We start from the raw sequence: 18,071 nt of genomic DNA on the forward strand, positions 1-18,071 counted from the left end.
GCGCTGCTCTGGCCGCCGGCCGAGGCGCCCAGCTGACCGCTCGAGGAACATCCGCCCAATGTCGCCAGCACGGCGGCCACGGCGGCCGCGCAAGCGAGAGACCTGAATCGGGGTTGAGAAAAAGCCTTCATGTCCATCTCCAGAAAATCACTTTGAAACCACCGGTGTCCGGACGTGTCGTTCCGGCCATCGGCTTGGTGGGTGGTCCGGTTCCACGAAGTTGGGAACCGCTTCCCTGTTTTTACGTTTCAAGTCACATTCGGTGAAGATCGACACGCTTAGAAACAACTGCCGGAGGCGTTTTCGAGCGTGAAAAAAGTCACAGCTGGCCGGCTGGCCTGCCGTGGTGAATACTGAAGGATTCGACAGTTTTCCCCGAAAACCGGGTCGCGCGCGACGCGGTGGCGCGCGGTGCCGGCCCCCGGTTCAGTCGTGTCTGGCGACGGCGCCGAGGCGTTCCGCCACGGCCTGCAGATCGCGTTCGTGGCGCGCGGCGGCGAGCAGCGACGGCGCGCCCTGGCCGGCCGCCGCGACAGCGAGCGCTTTCTTCGGACACAGGCCCAGGCAGGACGACTGCACGATGCGCACCCGCGTGCGCTGGGCGCCGAGCGCCTTCTTGAGCGACTTGCGCGCGTCTTTCGCGTTCAGCTTGGACGGGCCGCTGCCACGTTCCTCGCACTGACCGCAGACCAGCACCAGTCCGTCGAACTTGGCCTTGACGAACGGGCCCCCGGCGCCTTCGCGCGCGCCGGTCGCTTCCTGGCCAGGGGCGGACTCGGCGACGGGTGCGTCGGGGATCGGGTCGCGGGCGTCCTGGAGGGGCGCGGGGTCCGCGGCGTGCTTGTCGTTCCTGGCGTGCTTGGATTCGTGGGTCGTCATGGTGTGGGTTCCTGGTGCAATCCAGGAACTTAGGACGACACCCCGGCACCGGCTCCAGGCGGTAGGCTAAGGTTCGGGTCGTACTTTTTCCCCTTCGAGGTCCGCCATGTCCACCGCCACCCTCCCTCCCATCGAACGCCTGACCGCGCCCGACCCGGTCGCCGCCATCATCGTCATCCACGGCCTGGGCGCCGACGGCAACGATTTCGTTCCCGTCGCGCGCGAACTCGACCTGTCGCCGGTCGGTGCGGTGCGCTTCGTGTTCCCGAACGCGCCGGTGATGAAGGTCACCGTCAACGGCGGCTACCCGATGCCCGCCTGGTACGACATCGCCGGTCCGGGACAGCCCGAGGACGCCGCCGGCCTGCACGCGTCGCGCGCGACCATCGAGGCGCTCATCGACAACGAGGTCGCCCGCGGCATCCCGGCCGAACGGATCGTGGTCGCCGGTTTCTCGCAGGGCTGCGCGATGGCGCTGCTGACCGGGCTGCGCCACGCCCGGCGCCTCGCCGGCATCGTCGGCCTCTCTGGCTACCTGCCGCTGGCGCCGACCACCGCGGCCGAGCGCAGCGACGCCAACCGCGACACGCCGATCTTCCTGGCGCACGGCTCGCGCGACGGCGTGGTGCCGATCGCGCGCGCGCTGGCGACCCGCGACGCGCTGGTCGGCCTGGGCTGCACCGTCGACTGGCACGAATACCCGATGGAGCATTCGGTGTCGATGGAGGAGATCGCCGATCTGGAAGCCTTCCTGCAGCGCGTGCTGGCGCGGCCCTGATGCCACCCATCGACCGCGTCCCCGCAGCCATCGATTGGGATGGCCTCCGGCAGCAGCCTGTACGCATAAATGCTAACTTCCAGCCCCATCACGTTCGACGGGCGACCCACACAATGAGCAAACTACAGGAGCGGCTGGCGGCGCTGGCGCCCGACCGGCTGAGAGGCATGCGCCGCGGCATCGAGAAGGAAAGCCTGCGCGCGCAGCCCGACGGCCTGCTGGCGCTCACGCCGCACCCGGCGGCGCTGGGCTCGGCCCTGACGCATCCGCACATCACGACCGACTTCAGCGAATCGCAGGTCGAACTCATCACGGGGGTGCACGCCAGCGTGGAGGCGGCCCTCGACGAGTTGACCGACGTGCACCGCTTCACCTACGGCGTGCTCGACGCCGCCGGCGACGAGCGCCTGTGGGTGTCGAGCATGCCTTGCGGGCTGCCGGCCGACGAGACCATCCCGATCGGGCGCTACGGCCATTCCAACGTCGGGCGCGCCAAGAGCGTCTACCGCATGGGTCTGGGCCACCGCTACGGGCGGCGCATGCAGACCATCTCGGGCATCCACTACAACTGGTCGCTCCCGGGCGTGTCCAGCGAGCAGTATTTCGCGCTGATCCGCAATTTCCGCCGCCATGCCTTCCTGCTGCTCTACCTGTTCGGCGCCTCCCCGGCGCTGTGCAAGAGCTTCGTCGAGGGCCGGCCGCACGAACTGCAGCCGATCGGCGAGGGCACCATGCACATGCCCCACGGCACCTCGCTGCGCATGGGGCGTCTGGGCTACCAGAGCGAGGCGCAGGCGTCGCTGGAGGTCAGCTACAACGGCCTGGAAGGCTACGGCGCGTCGCTGCAGGAGGCGCTCACGCGGCCCTGGCCGGCCTACGAATCCATCGGCGTGCAGAACCCGGGCGGCGAGTACAACCAGCTCGCCACCAGCCTGCTGCAGATCGAGAACGAGTTCTACGGCACCATCCGGCCCAAGCGCGTGATCCATCCCGGCGAGCGCCCGCTGCATGCCCTGCGCGAGCGCGGCGTGGAGTACGTGGAGGTGCGGCTGATGGACCTCGACCCGTTCGAGACCGTGGGCATCGCGGCCCCGACGATCCGCTTCCTCGACGTCTTCCTGCTGCACTGCCTGCTCGAGGACAGCCCGCGCGACACGCCCCAGGAGATCGCCGAACTGGCGCACAACCAGGACCTGACGGCCGCGCGCGGCCGCGAACCGGGCCTGCGGCTGCGGCGCGGTGGCCAGGAGATCGCGCTGGTCGACTGGGCGCGCGAACTGGTCGCGCAGTGCCGTCCCATCGCCGAGGCGATGGACGCGGTGCAGGGCGGCCGGCTGCACGCCGAAGCCCTCGCGGCGGCCGTCGCGGCCCTGGACGACCCGAGCCTGCTGCCGTCGGCGCGGGTGCTCGACGCCATGGCGACGCAGCACGCGGACTCGTTCACGTCCTTCGTGCGCGCCCGCTCGGAGGCCACCCGCCTGGCGCTGCTCGCGGCGCCGCTGCCGCCGGCGACCCATGCGCGTTTCGAGCAGGAGAGCATCGCCTCCGTCGACGCGCAGAAGCACGTCGAGGCCGGCGACACCATGCCCTTCGAGATCTACCGCCAGCAGTACGTGTCGCCGGCACGGCTGGGCAGATCGACGGGCGCCGGCCGGCCGCGGCGCTCCATCGCGGCGGTCTGAGCCATTCCCGGGCGTGGCGCCGGATGTGCCGGTCCGGTAGGCGTCGGCCTACCCGGATTGGCCGGACCGGCCCACCGGACCCCGGTCGGCACGCTCCGCATGATCACGTCATGCCATCCTCCGGCGCTCCGGCGCGATCACCTCTTTCGCATCCACCCATGGCTTTCAGGACTTACCTGGTCGAAGACAACCCCGTCATCCGCGAGAACCTGGTCGGATTTCTCGAAGACGTCGCCGACACGACCGTCGTCGCCCACGCCAGCACCGAGGACGAGGCCGTGCACTGGCTCCACGACCACCGCGACGACTGGGACCTGGCCATCGTCGACCTGTTCCTCCAGCAGGGCAACGGCCTGGGTGTCGTCGGGGCGTGCCGCGACCGGGCGGCCCATCAGAAGGTGGTGGTGTTGAGCAACTACGCCACCAGCGACATGCGCGAGCGCTCGCGTGCCCTCGGCGCCGATGCCTTCTTCGACAAGTCGGCCGAGATCGACCAGCTCCTGGCCTACTGCGAGACCGCGCACCGCGCGCCCTGAGGCCACGTGCCGTGCCGCTCCCGGACACGGCCGCCGCGTGTCGCCTGCGCAGCGGCCCCGAGCACCGCGCTGCGTTAAAACCACGGCCTTCCTTTTTTCCGATTTCCAGAAGGCGGGCCTTTCCATGAGCAGCATCGATTTTTCCGGCCGCGTCGCCATCGTCACCGGCGCGGGCGGCGGCCTCGGCCGGGCCCACGCCCTGGCGCTGGCGCGGCGCGGCGCGAAGGTCGTCGTCAACGACCTGGGCGGCGCGCGTGACGGCTCGGGCGGGTCGGTCGGGGCGGCGCAGGCCGTGGTCGACGAGATCCGTGCCGCCGGCGGGGAGGCGATCGCCGATGGCGCCTCGGTCACCGACTTCGACGCCGTCCAGGCCATGGTCCGCACGGCCATCGACACCTGGGGCCGCGTCGACATCCTGGTCAACAACGCCGGCATCCTGCGCGACAAGAGCTTCGCGAAGATGGCGCTGGACGATTTCCGTCTGGTGCTCGACGTGCACCTGATGGGCGCCGTGAACTGCACCAAGGCCGTCTGGGCCCACATGACCGAGCGCAGGTACGGCCGCATCGTCATGACGACCTCGTCGTCCGGTCTCTACGGCAACTTCGGCCAGAGCAACTACGGCGCGGCCAAGATGGCGCTGGTCGGCCTGATGCAGACCCTGAGCATCGAAGGTGCCAAGCACGACATCCGCGTCAACTGCCTCGCGCCGACGGCCGCCACGCGCATGACCCAGGACCTGATGCCGCCCGAGGTCCTCGCCGCACTGGAGCCCGAGGCGGTGGTGCCGGCGATGCTGGTGCTGGCCTCGCAGGACGCGCCCAACCGCACCGTGCTGTGCGCGGGCGCCGGCGGGTTCGAGGCCGCGCACGTCACGCTGACCCGGGGCGTGTTCATCGGCACCGGCGACGACGCGCCGGAACGCCTCGCAGCGCGGCTCGACGAGGTGCTCGAGCGCGGCAGCGGCGAGACCGTGCCGCAGAGCGGTGCCGCGCAAGGCACCGTCGAGGTCGGCAAGGCGATGGCCGCGGCGTCGCGGCGCTGAGGCCCGCTCGGTCACGCCGGGCGCACGACCACCACCGGCTGGCCGCGCTGCAGGGCCGCCGGCAGCATCGTGTCGAGCCAGCCGAGGCGCCACGCCACGGCGGCCAGCGCGACCAGCACGACGACCACCGCCACGATGCGGGCCACGCCATGGCGCTCGGCATAGGGATCGCGCAGGCTGCGGCTCGAATTCGGCGGCAGGTGCGGCGTCTGCGACAGTGAACCGCCCAGGCGCACGTTCACGCGCATGCGGCCGTTGATGGCCCAGCCGCTCGCGTCCAGGATCGGCCCCAGGCTGCGCTGGCGCAGCTTAAGCCAGGCGATCAGCATGCTCGGCCCCGAGATCGCCAGGACGATGCCCACCACCGCCACCGGAATCCACTGCCCCAGGTCGACGAACTTGGCGAAGATGCCCACCAGGACGGCGCTGATGCTGCCCAGCGCCACGCCCAGGGCGGCCACGGTGCCGACGTCGATGCGCGCGGGCAGCTTGACGGCGCTGGCGGCGGCGTTGGCCGCGGCCGTGGCGCCGGCGGGCGTCGCGGCCTTGTCGGCCGTCGTCAGGGTGGTGGCCAGCGTGTTGAGCGAGCCCTGTGAGAGGGTCTCGCTCGCCGCCGCGCGCTTGGCGACCTGTTCCTCGATCAGGCGCAGGAACTTCTTGTAGGGCGACAGGAAGGCCTGGCGCACGCTGGTCGGGTTCTCGATCACCTTGACGATGGTCGCGTCCCAGTCGTGGCCCTGGCGGTCGTAGAAGACCCCGTTGCGCCCGGCGAACAGGAAGTCGACGTCCCCGGCCGTGAAGGCCGAGACGATGGTCATGGTCTTGCCCTGGCGCGTGCACTGGCAGTAGGCGAGGTAGGCCTTGGCCAGGCCGGCCAGCGCCGCGTGCTTGGCGGCGTCGGCCACCTCCACGCTCAGCTCGCAACTGCGGCCGTCGAGGTAGAGCGTGCCGGCCTGGAAGATCGCGCCCTCGCGCCGGTAGAACGCCTTGAACGACACGAAGTTGGTCAGCAGCGCGAGCAGGTCGCGCTTGAAGCGCAGCAGCTTCTCCAGGTCGGCCAGCCGGGCGTTGTGCGGCTCGACGCGCTCGTCCTCCTCGATCAGCGCCAGCACGGCGTCGCGCTGCGCGAGGGCGTCCTCGACCTCCCGCGCGCTCAGGGCGCCCAGCCTGGTCTCCGGCTTGGCCGCGAGCCAGTTGCGCGAGGACTTCACGCGCTCCTGCAGCGCCGTCCATTCGGCCTCGGCGAGCGTGTCGGCGTCGACGCCGACGACGTGGCGCACGGCGTCGCGCTGCAGCGTGCGCAGGGCGTCGGCCCAGGCCGGGTTCACGCCCTGTCGCAGCGGCAGGGCGCGGCCGGCCTCGATGGGGGCGAGCGGCAGCCGGGCGATGCCCTCCGCGCGCAGGGCGACGTCCTGCAGGGCCAGCGCCTCGTAGGTCTCGATGGACGGATTGAGCGCCGCCACCGAGCGCGGGTCGTAGGCCGCCACGCGGCACAGGGCGAAGAAGTCGTCGACCTTCGCGCGCACGGCGTCCACGGCCTGCGCCGCGGCCAGCGCGGATTCGCCGGGCGACGACGCGCCGGGCGCCTCGGCGACGGCGCCGGAGAACCAGTCGCGCAGCGACTGCGCCTCCTTGAAGAAGGCCTCGGCCCTGGCGCGGTCGGCGCCGTCCAGTCCGTTGAGGTCCTTGGCGTGGCCCTGCGTCTTCATGATCAGGCGCAGCACGTCGCGCACCGCCGTGTCGTCGGCGCTCTCCGGCGGCACGACGCCGTCGCCGTTGAAGCGCATGGCGTCCAGCAGCTGGGCCCGGTCGGTGACGTCGGCCAGGGCCAGCGTGGTCGCGCCTTCCTTGCCGCGCAGCTGCAGGATCCGGCGCGCCTCCTCGACCAGCGAGGCGGGCGGCTCGTCGGCGCCGACGGGAAGGTCGGCGATGGCGTCCAGGGCGATCCCGTCGCCGCCGCGGATGAGTTCGTCGGGGTCCTTCAGGCGGGCGCAGGCCCATTCGCAGGCCGCGATGAGTTCGGGCGGGCGGATGCGGCCGTCGCGGTCGGTGTCGATCAGGTCGAGCGTGCGGGGATCGAACTCGATGCCGCGCGTCGGACAGGCCAGCGCCACCCAGAGCTTCTGATCGAGTTCGCCGATGCGCGCGATGTCCGCCCCGGTGCGGATGACGACCTGGTCGACGCCGCCCGCGCGGAAGAACTGCCAGGTGTGGGGAGGGGTGCTCATGGGGGGTGCTTTCGTGAGGCGCGACGGGGCGCCGACTCGCTCGGAGGTGCTGGCGGCGCGTCGCGCGCCGCCGTGGACGGACTTCAGCTCTGGATGTAGGTGCGCAGCTGGTCGATCGTCTGCTCGTGGTCGGCGATGAGGTCGTCCATCAGGTCGCGGATCGACAGCATGCCCACCACCCGGGTGCCGTCGACCACCGGGAGGTGGCGGATGCGTTTCTGGCTCATGAGCGCCATGCATTCGTGCGTGAGGGTGTCCGGCGCCACCGTGACCACGTCGGCGGTCATGATGTCGGCCACCTTCACGTCGCGCGAATTGCGCCCCTGCAACGCCACCTTGCGCGTGTAGTCGCGCTCGGAGAACACGCCCGCGAGCACGTCGCCCCGCAGCACGACCAGCGCCCCGACCTCGTGGTCGGCCAGCACGTGCAGGGCATCGAAGACGGTGGCGTCGGGGCTGGTGCTGTAGAGGCCGTCGTTGGAACGGCGCTGCAGCAGGGCGGATACGGGCTTCATGGACGACTCCGGCAAGAAAGGGGAGGGACTGGCATCGGCGCCCGCGGGGGAGACGCCTCGTCAGGAAAGAGCGTTCATCATAGGGGCCGACTTGTGCATTCCTTCACAATCGCGGCCCCTCCAACGCGCAAAAACGAAAGCGGCCCTCCGATGGCGATCCAGTGGTTCCCCGGTCACATGCACCTGACGCGCAAGGCGATCGGCGAGCGCATCAAGGACATCGACGTCGTCATCGAACTGCTCGACGCGCGACTGCCCGGCTCGAGCGCGAACCCCATGCTGGCCGAGCTCACCGGCCACCGCCCCGGGGTGAAGGTGCTCAACAAGCAGGACGTGGCCGATCCCGCGCGCACCGCGCGATGGCTGGCGCACTACAACGCCATGGCCGACACGCGCGCCATCGGCCTGGACGCGAGCCAGACCAACGCGGTGCAGCAGCTCGTGGGCGCCTGCCATGCGCTGGCGCCCAACCGGGGCGGCATGGCCAAGCCGATGCGGGTGCTGATCTGCGGCATTCCCAACGTGGGCAAGTCGACCCTGGTCAATACGCTCGCGGGTGGGCGCAAGAAGGCCAAGACGGGCGACGAGGCGGGCATCACCCGGCTCGAGCAGCGCATCACGCTGGCCGACGATTTCTACCTGTGGGACACGCCCGGCATGCTGTGGCCGCGCATCGTCGCGCCCAAGGTGGGCTACAACCTGGCCGCGAGCGGCGCCATCGGGCGCAACGCGTACGACGAGGAGGAGGTGGCGCTGGAACTGCTCGACGTGCTCAAGCGTTCCTACGCGGCCGCGCTCGCCCGGCGCTTCGGGCTCGACGGCGATGCCGCGGCCATCGCCGGGATGAAGGACGAGGAGATCCTGGAAGCCATCGGCAGGAAGCGCGGCGCGCTCCTGGGCAAGGGCCGGGTCAACCTGCAGAAGGCCGCCGAACTGGCGATGCAGGCGTTTCGCGATGGCAGCCTGGGCGGCGTCACGCTGGAGACGCCCGAGGAATTCGCCGGCTGGATGGAAGAGGGACGCAGGCTGGACGAGGCCCGCGTCGAGAAGAAGGCCGCGCGTGGCCGCAAATCGCCGCCCGCGCCGCCCGCGCCGCCCGCGCCGCCGGACGCGTGAACCGGATCAGGATTCCATCGTGATCTTGCCGGCCTCGACGTATTCCTCGAACTGCGTGCGCGGCATGGCGGTCGAGCCGACGACGCCTTCCTCCTCCTCCCACCCGAGGGTCATGCTGTCGGGCGCCTCGATCACCTCGATGCGGCCCTCCGGGATCGGAATGGGCAGGCCGTCGCCGGGCGTGTAGGTGACGAGGCCCTTGATGGTGGCGTACTGGGTCATGGAAAACTCCTGGAATGGACGAAAGGATGGATGACGGAAGGCAGGGTGGTTTTCCCGCGCGCACGGTCCATGATTGCACGACTGCGGCGGCACCGGAAAGTCGCCGGTAGGACGGCCCGAGGTCGGGCCACGGCGTCGAAAGGAAAAAACCATGTCGGACAGGTCCGCGTCATCCTCTTTCCCGGGCAAGGCCCGCCTGGCGGGCATCGCGTTCGTCTTCCTGTGGTTCGCCATCGGCGGGGTCGCGCACTTCGTCTTCACCGAAACCGAGATGCGCATCGTCCCGCCCTGGGTGCCCTGGCCGCGCGCGGCGGTGCTGGCGAGCGGCGTGTTCGAACTGCTGGGCGCGGCGGGGCTGCTGTGGCGTCCGACGCGCCGGCTGGCGGGCCTCGGCCTGTTCGCGCTGACCGTCGCGGTGACGCCGGCGCACTTCTACATGCTGCAGCGCCCGGACCTGTTCGCGTCGATCCCGCACTGGGCGCTGGTCGCGCGCCTGCCGGTGCAGGTCGCGCTGCTGGCGCTGATCGCCTGGGCGACGTTCGCCCCGCGACCGGCGTCGCGCGACCGGGCGTCGTGGCGGACCTAGACCGCGCGTTCCCGGGCTGCCTTGGTCCTGTCATGCGGCCTGCGCAGACTGCGGCCACCATGCTCGAAGTCATCACCTCCCACGAAGCGACCTACGTCCCCTACGCCCGGCAGCGCAAGGCCGGTGGATTCTGGGAGGGCGTGGTGGACATCCTGTTCGTCGACAGCAAGACGGTCCATGTCTGCGACCGTTGCCGCGACGATTCCGCCGACGCCTTCATGGACGCCGCCATCGACGCCATGCGCCTGGCCGGCACCTGCTGAAGGCGGGGCGCGTCCGCGCCCTCAGAGGAACAGGGCGGGGTCGACCATGGCCCGGTTGAGCTGGACGCTCCAGTGCAGGTGCGGTCCGGTGACGCGGCCGGTGGCGCCGACCGCGCCGAGGCGTTCGCCGGCGGCCAGCACGTCGCCGGGGCGGCAGTCGGTCGCGCTCAGGTGGCAGTACATCGTCAGCAGTCCGGCGCCGTGGTCGAGCCAGACCGTGCCGCCGTTGAAGAAGTAGTCGCCCGTGTCGATCACGCGGCCGGGCAGCGGTGCCACGACCGGCGTGCCGGTGGCCGCGGCGATGTCCATGCCGCTGTGCGGACTGCGCGCCTGGCCGTTGAACACGCGGCGCAGGCCGAACGAACTGGAGCGCCGGCCCGGCACCGGCACCCGCATGCGCAGGTCCTGCGGCAGGGCACCCGGGGCCGTGTCGGTGAAGGTGGCCATCACGGTGGTGAGGTGCGTCCGCTCGCGTTCGTAGCGGGCCTGGTCGGCGGCCGACAGGTCGACCGTGCCCGGCGCCACCTTCAGGCGCTGCTCGCTGTACTGCTTGGGCGCCACCCGGTAGCCCAGGCGCCGTTCGCGCTCGTTCGCGACCCGCACGACGAGGGTCCGCGCACCCACCGCCGCCGACAGCGGGATGCCCACGACGGCCGTCCACTCGATGGGATCACCGACCACCAGCAGCGGGATGTCGTTCTCCAGCGCGACCGGCCGTACCGCCGCCGGCCCGAGCGACAGCCGCGCCACGCCGCCCGGCACGGACAGCGACTGCGGCCAGACCGTCGCGGCCGCGGCGACGTCCGCCGGGGTGTCCGCAGCCCGCGAGGGCAGGGCCGACAGCGCGATCAGGCCGCCGGCACCGGCCAGGACGGTGCGGCGCGTCGAGGCGGCGGGCATGGATTCGGAGGGGGTGCGGTGGGCGTGGACAGGAGACATGCGGGGCAGTCTATCGAGGCGCGAGCATGGTCCGTCGATCGTGCAGCGAAGTAACTTTGTCTTACGATTGATCCCCCTTGTTTCAATGGAGGTGGTGCATGGCTCGAAGCAGAAAGGGTGTTGCGGACGGTCTGATGGACCTGGTTGCGAGGTTGCCGTGGTGGGTCGGCATCGGGCTGGCGATCGCCAGCCACGTGCTGCTCGATCGCTTGTCCGTTCCCACATCGACCCCGATGCAGGCGGGCCAGATGGGCGCCTTCGTGCAGCACGCGCTGATCGCCGGGTTCGCCTCGATCGGCCGCTGGCTGGTGCCGCTGCTGTGCGTGGTTGGAGCGGCGGTGTCTTTCGCGAGGCGTCGCAGACGCAGGGCGCTGGTCGACACGGTCACCGGTTCCGATGCCGCGTCGGCGCTCGAGCGCCTGTCGTGGCACGACTTCGAACTGCTCGTGGGCGAGTCGTTCCGGCAACGGGGCTGGCAGGTCGTGGAGCAGGGCGGCGCGCGGGCCGACGGCGGGGTGGACCTGCTGCTGCGCAGGGAGCGCGAGACCTTCGTCGTGCAATGCAAGCAGTGGAAGGCGTTCAAGGTCGGCGTTGGCGTGGTGCGCGACCTCTACGGCGTAATGGCCGCGCGCGGGGCGGCGGGCGGTTTCGTCGTCACCTCGGGCACGTTCACCGCGGCGGCGCGCGATTTCGCCGAGGGGCGCAACGTGACCCTGATCGATGGCCCCGCGCTGTTGGCGCTGATCGGGCCGGTACGGGCGGTGGACATGCCGTCGTCGTCGTCCGTGTCGATGCCGGCGCCGGTGTCGATGCCAGAGGCGCCACGAACGGAGGTCGGTGCGCCTTCGGCGACGGCGCGCGCACCCCTGGTCCCGGAGGGCGACGCCGCGGCTCCGGCCTGCCCGACCTGCGAGGCGACGATGGTGCGACGCACGGCCCGCACGGGCGCCCGGGCCGGGTCGTCGTTCTGGGGCTGCTCGCGTTTCCCGTCGTGCAGAGGCACGCGATGAAGCGTGTCGCGGCGATCGTCCCAGGCGGCATCCGGGTCGGCCTCGCCGGTGCCGCCGTCTGCGTGCTGGCGGCCTCGGGCACGAGCGCCCAACCGGTCTATCGCTGCACCGCCGGCCGTGCGGTCGTCTATTCGCACGAGCCATGCCTCGACGCGCGGGTCGTCGATGTCACGCCGACGCAGGGCATGGATCGCTTCAGCGGCGTCAGTCGCAAGGGCGCGGACGTGCGGCGGACCGAGCAACGCGCGTTGATGGCCAACGCGCTCAGGCCCCTGACCGGGATGGACGAGGAGCAGTACGCACGCGCCGGCGATCGGCAGCGTCTCGACCCGCAAGCGCGCGAGACGTGCCGTCGACTCGACGTCCTGCTGCCGCAGCAGGAGGCCCGGACCGCGCAGGCCGGTACCGAGACGCAGCGCCAGTCCCATGCGGCGGCGCTGTTGGAGACCCGCCAGCATCGGCGACGGCTGCGCTGCTGAGCGGGGACGCCAGGCGCGCCGACGGCTCATCGAGGCCCGCGCAGGGTGGCCGGAGCCGGTGGCGGCGCATGCGCCCGGCCCCGCGACCGCTCAGGCCGGCAACCAGGTCCCCGGCGCCAGCCCGTCGAGCGTGTACGGCCCGATGGCCGCGCGGACCAGCCGCAGCGTCGGGTGGCCGACCGCCGCCGTCATCCGCCGCACCTGCCGGTTGCGGCCCTCGCGGATGGCGAGTTCGATCCAGGTGGTCGGGATGGCGGCGCGCACGCGGATCGGCGGATCGCGCGGGCCGATGCCGGGCACCGCGTCCAGGCGCCGCGCGCGTGCCGGGCGCGTCGGTCCGTCGCTGAGCCGCACGCCGTCGCGCAGCGCCGCGAGCGCCGCGTCGTCCGGCTCGCCCTCGACCTGCACCCAATAGACCTTCTCCATCTTGAAGCGCGGATCGGCGATGCGCGCCTGCATCCGGCCGTCGCCGGTCAGCAGCAGCAGCCCCTCGCTGTCGGCGTCCAGCCGGCCGGCGACGTACACGCCGGGCAGGTCGATGAAGTCCTTGAGCCCGCGCCAGCGGCCCTCGGGCGTGAACTGGCTCAGGACGCCGTAGGGTTTGTGGAAGCGGATGAGGGGAGGGGGGGCGATCGGCTCGGAAGATGAGCCGCAAATCGACGGAATCGGCTCACCACCCGATCGAGGGGTACGTCGACGATCGCTGTTGCCCATGGGAACGGCTCAGGCCCCGCGAAAGCACGACAGCCCCCACGGCGTCAACTTGACCGGGAGGTGATGGTGCTGCGACGCGTCGGCGATGCCGAAGCGGAACACCTGCACGTCCATGAAGGCCGGTTCGGGCAGCACCGTGCCACGGGCGCGGAAATGGTCGCCGACGTGCAGGCGCAGCTCGTACACGCCGACGTCGAACAGCGGCTCGGGGCCGTCGAGGCCGTCGACCACGCCCTGAGCGCCGACCCGGCCGGAGACGACCGGCACCCAGCGCTCGGCACCGTCGATGGATTCATGGCGTACGACATCGACACGCATGCCCCGGGCGACGACGCCGTTGGCGACATCGACGACGTGGATGGAGACGGCTTGCATGGAGGGTCCTTCTTGTTCGATGTCGATGGTCACGTCACCGGATCACGCCGCACTCAACTCATCGAGAAGCGCGCGGGTTTCGTCGATCAGCACTGGAAGCGCCGTCCGTACCACGGTGCAGACCGTGCCGACATCGACGTTCGCATGGCCATGAATGGGTTGATTCCGGAAAGCCATGATCCTTGGCAGATCCGAAATACGGCATGCCAACGTTGCATCCAGTTTGGACAATCGATTCAACGCTTCACCGATGACTTCGAATTTCCGTTCCAGCGCGGCCTGAGCCATGAGGTTGGTCGCGTAGGCAGAAGCATGCATGCCTTCGACAAAGTTTTGAATCATCGAAGCCGATTTTCCCCGCATCCCAGAGGAAGGCGCGTGGATCACGCCGCATGGACCGACTCGCGACTTTGATCAATGTCCGAGGGCACGAGGGGATTGCGGATCGCCCCGGCTTCGACGAGATCGACATCGCGTCCCGGCAACTGCGCCAGATCAGCCTTGGCGCCGAGGAAAGTGTCGAGGCCGACGCTGACACCGGGCGCAAATTCCACCAGGAAGTCCACGTCGCTGCGTGCGGCGTCCAAGTCGTCGGCACGCGCGGCAGAGGCGAAGACATCGAGCCGACGGATGCGATACCGCCGGCAGATGGCGGAGATCTCGGTGCGATGCCGCGCGATGGAGGGGTGCATGACCGAAGGCGATCCAGCCGACCTACTTGCCCCACCCGTCGCGCATCCCCGCCGCGCGGTTGAACACGGGCCTGCCGCCATCGCCGCCGGCCCTCGCATCGGCGACGAAGTAGCCGTGCCGCTCGAACTGGAAACCGGTGCCGTCCGCCGCGCCGGTCAGGGAAGGCTCGACGAAGGCCGATGCCTTCATCAGGCTGTGCGGGTTGAGTTCGTCGAGCAGTTCGCCGCCGCCGGGCTTCTCGGCCGCGAACAGGCGTTCGTAGAGCCGCACCTCGGCCGCGACGGCGTCGGCCGCCGCCACCCAGGTGATGTTGCCCTTGACCTTGACGGCGTCGGCGCCGGGCGTGCCGCTCTTGGTGTCGGCGATCAGCAGGGCGTGGACCTCGGTCAGCCGGCCGTCGGCGTCGCGCGTGGCGCCGGTGCATTCGATCGTGTGGCCGTATTTCAGGCGCACCTTGTTGCCGGGGAACAGGCGGAAGAAGCCCTTGGGCTGGACGTCCTCGTAGTCGGTGCGCTCGATCCAGAGTTCGCGGCCGATCTGGAACCGGCGCAGGCCCATCTCCGGGTGGTGCGGGTGCACCGGCGCCGTGCAGGCGTCGAGCGTGTCGTCGCCGCCCATGAGTTCGCCCCAGTTGGTGAGCACCAGCCTGACGGGGTCGAGCACCGCCATGGCGCGCGGCGCGACCGGGTCGAGCGTCTCGCGCAGGGCGGCTTCCAGCGCGGCGTAGTCGGTCCAGCCGCCGCCGGACTTGGTCGTGCCGCTGCGCTCGCAGAACAGGCGCAGGGCCGCGGGCGTGTAGCCGCGCCGGCGCAGCCCGGCGAGGGTGGGCATGCGCGGGTCGTCCCAGCCCTCGACGTGGCCGTCCTCCACCAGCTGGCGCAGCCGGCGCTTGCTGGTCATCACGTGGGTGATGTTCAGGCGCGCGAACTCGTACTGGCGCGGGTGCGGGGTGGCGATCAGGCCGCCCTCGGCCAGGCGGTCGAGCAGCCAGTCGTAGAACGGGCGCTGGTCCTCGAACTCCAGCGTGCAGATCGAATGCGTGATCTGCTCGAGCGCGTCCTCGATCGGGTGCGCGAAGGTGTACATCGGGTAGATGCACCACTTGTCGCCGGTGTTGTGGTGCGTGGCGCGGCGGATGCGGTAGAGCGCCGGGTCGCGCAGGTTGATGTTCGGGCTGGCCATGTCGATGCGGGCGCGCAGCACGGCCGCGCCGTCGTCGAGCCGGCCGTCGCGCATCTCGCGGAAGCGCGCGAGGTTCTCGGCCGGGGCACGGTCGCGGAACGGGCTGTCGGTGCCGGGGGTGTTGAAGTCGCCCCGGTTCGCGCGCATCTCCTCGGGCGTCTGCTCGTCGACGTAGGCGAGGTTCTGGCCGACGAGGTATTCGGCCGCGCGGTACATGAAGTCGAAGTAGTCGCTCGCGAAGTACTCGTGCGGCTGCAGGATGCCGGGGTGGCCGGGGCGATCGGCCAGCAGGGTCTCGTAGCCCATCCAGTCGATGGCGTCGCGGATGGCGTCGACGTATTCCTGTTCCTCCTTCTCGGGGTTGGTGTCGTCGAAGCGCAGGTGGCACACGCCCCCGTATTCGCGCGCCATCTCGAAGTTCAGCCAGATGCTCTTGGCATGGCCGATGTGCAGGTAGCCGTTGGGCTCGGGCGGGAAGCGCATGCGCACTTTCGCGGGGTCGGGCATGCCTTGGGCATGGTGGTCGGCGTCGCCGGGCGCACCGCCCCAGTGACGGCCCTGGTAGGCATCGCGGGCGAGGTCGTCTTCGATGACGTGGCGCAGGAAATTGCTGGGGGCGGGAGCGGTCTTCGCGGCGTGCTTGTCGGCGGGGGAGGTCATCGCCGGGATTCTATGGAGTTACTTTCCGCAACGAACTTCACGTGCCAGCGTTAACCTGATCGGGAGCTGACGCGTTGTGGTTGGGACCCGGGCGTTTTCCGTTCCAGCCCGCTTTCCGGATCCACCGGATTTCCCTTCAAGGAGACCCTCATGAGCTTCATCCGTTCGACTTTGGCGAAATTCGCCGCCGCCGGCGCGCTGGCCGCCGCGGCCCTGCTGGGCGCGGCCTCGGCCCAGGCGTCGAGCTGGTCGGTGGGCATCAGCACCCCCGGCATCGTCGTCAACGGCGGCGCGGCGCCGCTGTACTACTCGCCCCCGCCCGTGTACTACGCGCCGCCGCCGGTGTACTACCGCCCGCCGCCGCCGCCCCCGCCGGTCTACTACCAGCCGGCGGCACCGGTCTACTACGGCCCGCCGCAGGGCTACTACGGTCCGCCCCGGGGCTACTACCGTGGCGAGGGCCATCGGGGCGACGGCTGGCGAGGCGATGGCCATCGCGGCGACGGCTGGCGGGGCGACGGCCGCCGCGACTGGCGCTGACCCTGGCGCGCCGAGGCACGCCGCCCGAGGGGCGGCGGTGCCGACGGCCGAGCGAACCGGCCGCTTTCGAGCGGCCGGTTTTTTTTGTGCGCGGCCGCTTTACCGTGCCTTTACGACGGCATCGACTGACCGTCGCAAAGCGCGCGGGGCCCCAGGCTACGATTTGACACGCCGACGTTCCGTCGGCGTTTCGATGTCTCGCCCGGCCTCCGGGCGATCGCCGCTTCTCCCGTCAGGATCTCTCGCATGGACCCCCGTCCCCACGAACCCGCTCCCGCCCACGTCGCCGAGCCCGCGACGCTCCCGTTCCGGCGCCGGCGCTGGCTGGGCGCGGTCGTGGCGCTGCTGGCGCTGGCCGCGTTGATCGGTGCGGCGTGGTACCTGGTGAACCGGCCCGCCGCCGCGCCGCCCGGTGCCGGCGGCAGGCCGCCGGGGGCGGGCGGGTCCGGACGGCCCGGCGGCCCGGGTGCGGCGGGCGGCCCGCCGGCCTCCGGCGCGTTCGTCGTGACGGTCGGCTCGGCCGTGGCGCGGCGCGGCGACGTGCCGGTCTACCTCGACGCGCTGGGCACCGTCACGCCGGTGACCACGGTCACCCTGCGCCCGCAGGTCTCGGGCGTCATGACCGATGTCTTCTTCACCGAGGGCCAGACCGTGCGCAAGGGCGAGCTGCTCGCGCGCATCGACCCGCGCCCCTTCGAACAGGCGCTGATGCAGGCCCAGGGCACCCGGGTGCGCGACGAGGCCCAGCTGCGCGCGGCGCGCGTGACGCTGGAGCGCTACCGCACGCTGCTCGGCCAAGACTCGATCGCCCGGCAGGACGTCGACACGCAGACCGCGCTGGTCGGCCAGCTCGAAGGCACCGTGACGACCGACAAGGCCGCCGAGGCCGGCGCGCGCCTGAACCTGGGCTACACGCGGCTGGTGGCGCCGGTGGGCGGGCGCATCGGCCTGCGCACGGTCGATCCCGGCAACTACGTCGCGGCGGGGGCGACCACCGGCATCGCCGTCATCACGCAGATGGACCCGATCGACGTGCAGTTCTCCGTGCCGCAGGACCGCGTGCCGGAGATCGAGGCCCGTGCCCGCGCCGGCAGCGGCGTCGCCGGGAAGCTGGCCGTGACCGCGTTCGACCGCACGCGCGCGACGACGCTGGGCACCGGCACCTTCTCCACCCTGGACAACGTAATCGACACGACCACCGGCACGGTGAAGGCCAAGGCCCGCTTCGCCAACGCCGCCGCGACGCTGTACCCGAGCCAGTTCGTCAACGTGCGGCTGCTGCTGCGCACCATCGAGGGCGCGGTGGTGGTGCCGGTGACGGCGCTGCGCACGTCGGGCACGGGCAACTACGTCTACGTGGTCAACGACGACCGCACGGTGTCGATGCGCAACGTCAAGCGCGGCGAGTCGACCGTCGAGTCGGTGGTCGTCACCGAGGGTCTGAAGGAGGGCGAGCGCGTCGTCACCGAGGGCGGCGACCGCCTGAAGGACGGCTCCCCCGTGCAGCTGCCCACCGACGACGCGGCGGCCCGTCCGCGCGGCGGCGCCTCGGGCGCGCGCGGAGCGGCATCGGGACCGCGCGGCGGCGCCTCCGGGCCGCGGCGGCCGCGACCCGAATGAGCGCCGTGC

General features: G+C 71.1%; 21 protein-coding genes. 11 read left to right on the top strand and 10 right to left on the bottom strand.

Annotation, left to right across the window (positions count from 1 at the left end; all coding sequences use genetic code 11):
* Positions 1–426: 426 nt before the first annotated feature.
* The gene (locus NF681_09900) at positions 427–879 is read right to left on the bottom strand and encodes a hypothetical protein (protein UST55449.1); all 453 of its coding nucleotides are present in this window, start codon (positions 877–879) and stop codon (positions 427–429) included.
* A 106-nt stretch (positions 880–985) separates the two neighbouring features.
* On the opposite strand from NF681_09900, the gene NF681_09905 reads away from it, so the two are divergent.
* The 4 genes from NF681_09905 to NF681_09920 all read left to right on the top strand — a co-directional run bounded on the left by NF681_09905 (position 986) and on the right by NF681_09920 (position 4,920).
* Positions 986–1,657 (top strand): alpha/beta hydrolase, encoded by a 672-nt coding sequence (locus tag NF681_09905; GenBank protein UST55450.1) that lies wholly within the window; start codon positions 986–988, stop codon positions 1,655–1,657.
* Positions 1,658–1,770: 113 nt separating this feature from the next.
* Positions 1,771–3,339 carry a glutamate--cysteine ligase gene (gene gshA, locus NF681_09910; protein ID UST55451.1) on the top strand — a complete coding sequence of 523 codons (1,569 nt, stop codon included), beginning with the start codon at positions 1,771–1,773 and terminating at the stop codon, positions 3,337–3,339.
* A 158-nt stretch (positions 3,340–3,497) separates the two neighbouring features.
* Entirely contained in the window at positions 3,498–3,875 is a 378-nt protein-coding gene (locus NF681_09915; protein ID UST55452.1) for a response regulator transcription factor, read from the top strand.
* A 124-nt stretch (positions 3,876–3,999) separates the two neighbouring features.
* Complete coding sequence (locus tag NF681_09920) at positions 4,000–4,920, top strand: SDR family NAD(P)-dependent oxidoreductase (protein UST55453.1); 921 nt, start codon at positions 4,000–4,002, stop codon at positions 4,918–4,920.
* An 11-nt stretch (positions 4,921–4,931) separates the two neighbouring features.
* Here NF681_09920 and NF681_09925 read toward each other — a convergent pair whose 3' ends face one another.
* Together NF681_09925 and NF681_09930 are read right to left on the bottom strand one after the other, a co-directional pair.
* On the bottom strand, positions 4,932–7,148 hold the full coding sequence (locus NF681_09925; GenBank protein ID UST55454.1) for a hypothetical protein: 2,217 nt from the start codon (positions 7,146–7,148) through the stop codon (positions 4,932–4,934).
* Between the two features lie 83 nt (positions 7,149–7,231).
* Positions 7,232–7,663, bottom strand: coding sequence for a CBS domain-containing protein (locus tag NF681_09930; protein UST55455.1), 432 nt, complete (start codon positions 7,661–7,663; stop codon positions 7,232–7,234).
* A 150-nt stretch (positions 7,664–7,813) separates the two neighbouring features.
* Here NF681_09930 and ylqF point away from each other — a divergent pair, with 150 nt between their 5' ends.
* On the top strand, positions 7,814–8,779 hold the full coding sequence (gene ylqF / locus NF681_09935; GenBank protein ID UST55456.1) for a ribosome biogenesis GTPase YlqF: 966 nt from the start codon (positions 7,814–7,816) through the stop codon (positions 8,777–8,779).
* A 6-nt stretch (positions 8,780–8,785) separates the two neighbouring features.
* On the opposite strand, the gene NF681_09940 is transcribed toward ylqF, so the two are convergent.
* Positions 8,786–9,001, bottom strand: coding sequence for a hypothetical protein (locus NF681_09940; protein UST55457.1), 216 nt, complete (start codon positions 8,999–9,001; stop codon positions 8,786–8,788).
* Between the two features lie 151 nt (positions 9,002–9,152).
* Here NF681_09940 and NF681_09945 point away from each other — a divergent pair, with 151 nt between their 5' ends.
* Together NF681_09945 and NF681_09950 are read left to right on the top strand one after the other, a co-directional pair.
* Positions 9,153–9,587 (top strand): hypothetical protein, encoded by a 435-nt coding sequence (locus NF681_09945; protein UST55458.1) that lies wholly within the window; start codon positions 9,153–9,155, stop codon positions 9,585–9,587.
* 59 nt (positions 9,588–9,646) lie between these two features.
* Positions 9,647–9,850 carry a hypothetical protein gene (locus tag NF681_09950; GenBank protein UST55459.1) on the top strand — a complete coding sequence of 68 codons (204 nt, stop codon included), beginning with the start codon at positions 9,647–9,649 and terminating at the stop codon, positions 9,848–9,850.
* A gap of 21 nt (positions 9,851–9,871) precedes the next feature.
* Here the strand turns inward: NF681_09950 and NF681_09955 are convergent, their stop codons facing one another.
* Complete coding sequence (locus NF681_09955; GenBank protein ID UST55460.1) at positions 9,872–10,750, bottom strand: peptidoglycan DD-metalloendopeptidase family protein; 879 nt, start codon at positions 10,748–10,750, stop codon at positions 9,872–9,874.
* A gap of 173 nt (positions 10,751–10,923) precedes the next feature.
* Here NF681_09955 and NF681_09960 point away from each other — a divergent pair, with 173 nt between their 5' ends.
* Together NF681_09960 and NF681_09965 are read left to right on the top strand one after the other, a co-directional pair.
* Positions 10,924–11,799, top strand: a complete 876-nt coding sequence (locus NF681_09960; GenBank protein ID UST55461.1) for a restriction endonuclease — start codon at positions 10,924–10,926, stop codon at positions 11,797–11,799.
* Positions 11,796–12,278, top strand: coding sequence for a DUF4124 domain-containing protein (locus NF681_09965; GenBank protein UST55462.1), 483 nt, complete (start codon positions 11,796–11,798; stop codon positions 12,276–12,278). Before NF681_09960 ends, NF681_09965 begins: the two co-directional genes overlap by 4 nt.
* A gap of 90 nt (positions 12,279–12,368) precedes the next feature.
* On the opposite strand, the gene NF681_09970 is transcribed toward NF681_09965, so the two are convergent.
* The 5 genes from NF681_09970 to NF681_09990 are packed head-to-tail and all read right to left on the bottom strand — an operon-like array spanning position 12,369 to position 15,902.
* Entirely contained in the window at positions 12,369–12,992 is a 624-nt protein-coding gene (locus NF681_09970; GenBank protein ID UST55463.1) for a pseudouridine synthase, read from the bottom strand.
* A gap of 9 nt (positions 12,993–13,001) precedes the next feature.
* Positions 13,002–13,367: a hydroxyisourate hydrolase gene (locus tag NF681_09975; GenBank protein ID UST55464.1), complete on the bottom strand. Its 366-nt coding sequence runs from the start codon at positions 13,365–13,367 to the stop codon at positions 13,002–13,004.
* A gap of 42 nt (positions 13,368–13,409) precedes the next feature.
* A complete protein-coding gene (locus NF681_09980; protein ID UST55465.1) occupies positions 13,410–13,709 on the bottom strand; it encodes a DUF86 domain-containing protein in 300 nt (99 codons plus the stop codon).
* A gap of 41 nt (positions 13,710–13,750) precedes the next feature.
* Positions 13,751–14,059 carry a DNA polymerase III subunit beta gene (locus NF681_09985; protein UST55466.1) on the bottom strand — a complete coding sequence of 103 codons (309 nt, stop codon included), beginning with the start codon at positions 14,057–14,059 and terminating at the stop codon, positions 13,751–13,753.
* A gap of 22 nt (positions 14,060–14,081) precedes the next feature.
* Positions 14,082–15,902: a glutamine--tRNA ligase/YqeY domain fusion protein gene (locus NF681_09990; GenBank protein ID UST55467.1), complete on the bottom strand. Its 1,821-nt coding sequence runs from the start codon at positions 15,900–15,902 to the stop codon at positions 14,082–14,084.
* Positions 15,903–16,052: 150 nt separating this feature from the next.
* Here NF681_09990 and NF681_09995 point away from each other — a divergent pair, with 150 nt between their 5' ends.
* Together NF681_09995 and NF681_10000 are read left to right on the top strand one after the other, a co-directional pair.
* Positions 16,053–16,442 (top strand): hypothetical protein, encoded by a 390-nt coding sequence (locus tag NF681_09995; GenBank protein ID UST55468.1) that lies wholly within the window; start codon positions 16,053–16,055, stop codon positions 16,440–16,442.
* 246 nt (positions 16,443–16,688) lie between these two features.
* Positions 16,689–18,062, top strand: a complete 1,374-nt coding sequence (locus tag NF681_10000; protein ID UST55469.1) for an efflux RND transporter periplasmic adaptor subunit — start codon at positions 16,689–16,691, stop codon at positions 18,060–18,062.
* Positions 18,063–18,071: the final 9 nt, after the last annotated feature.

The sequence above is a fragment of the Comamonadaceae bacterium OTU4NAUVB1 genome (assembly GCA_024372625.1).
Classification (GTDB): Bacteria; Pseudomonadota; Gammaproteobacteria; order Burkholderiales; family Burkholderiaceae_C; genus Variovorax.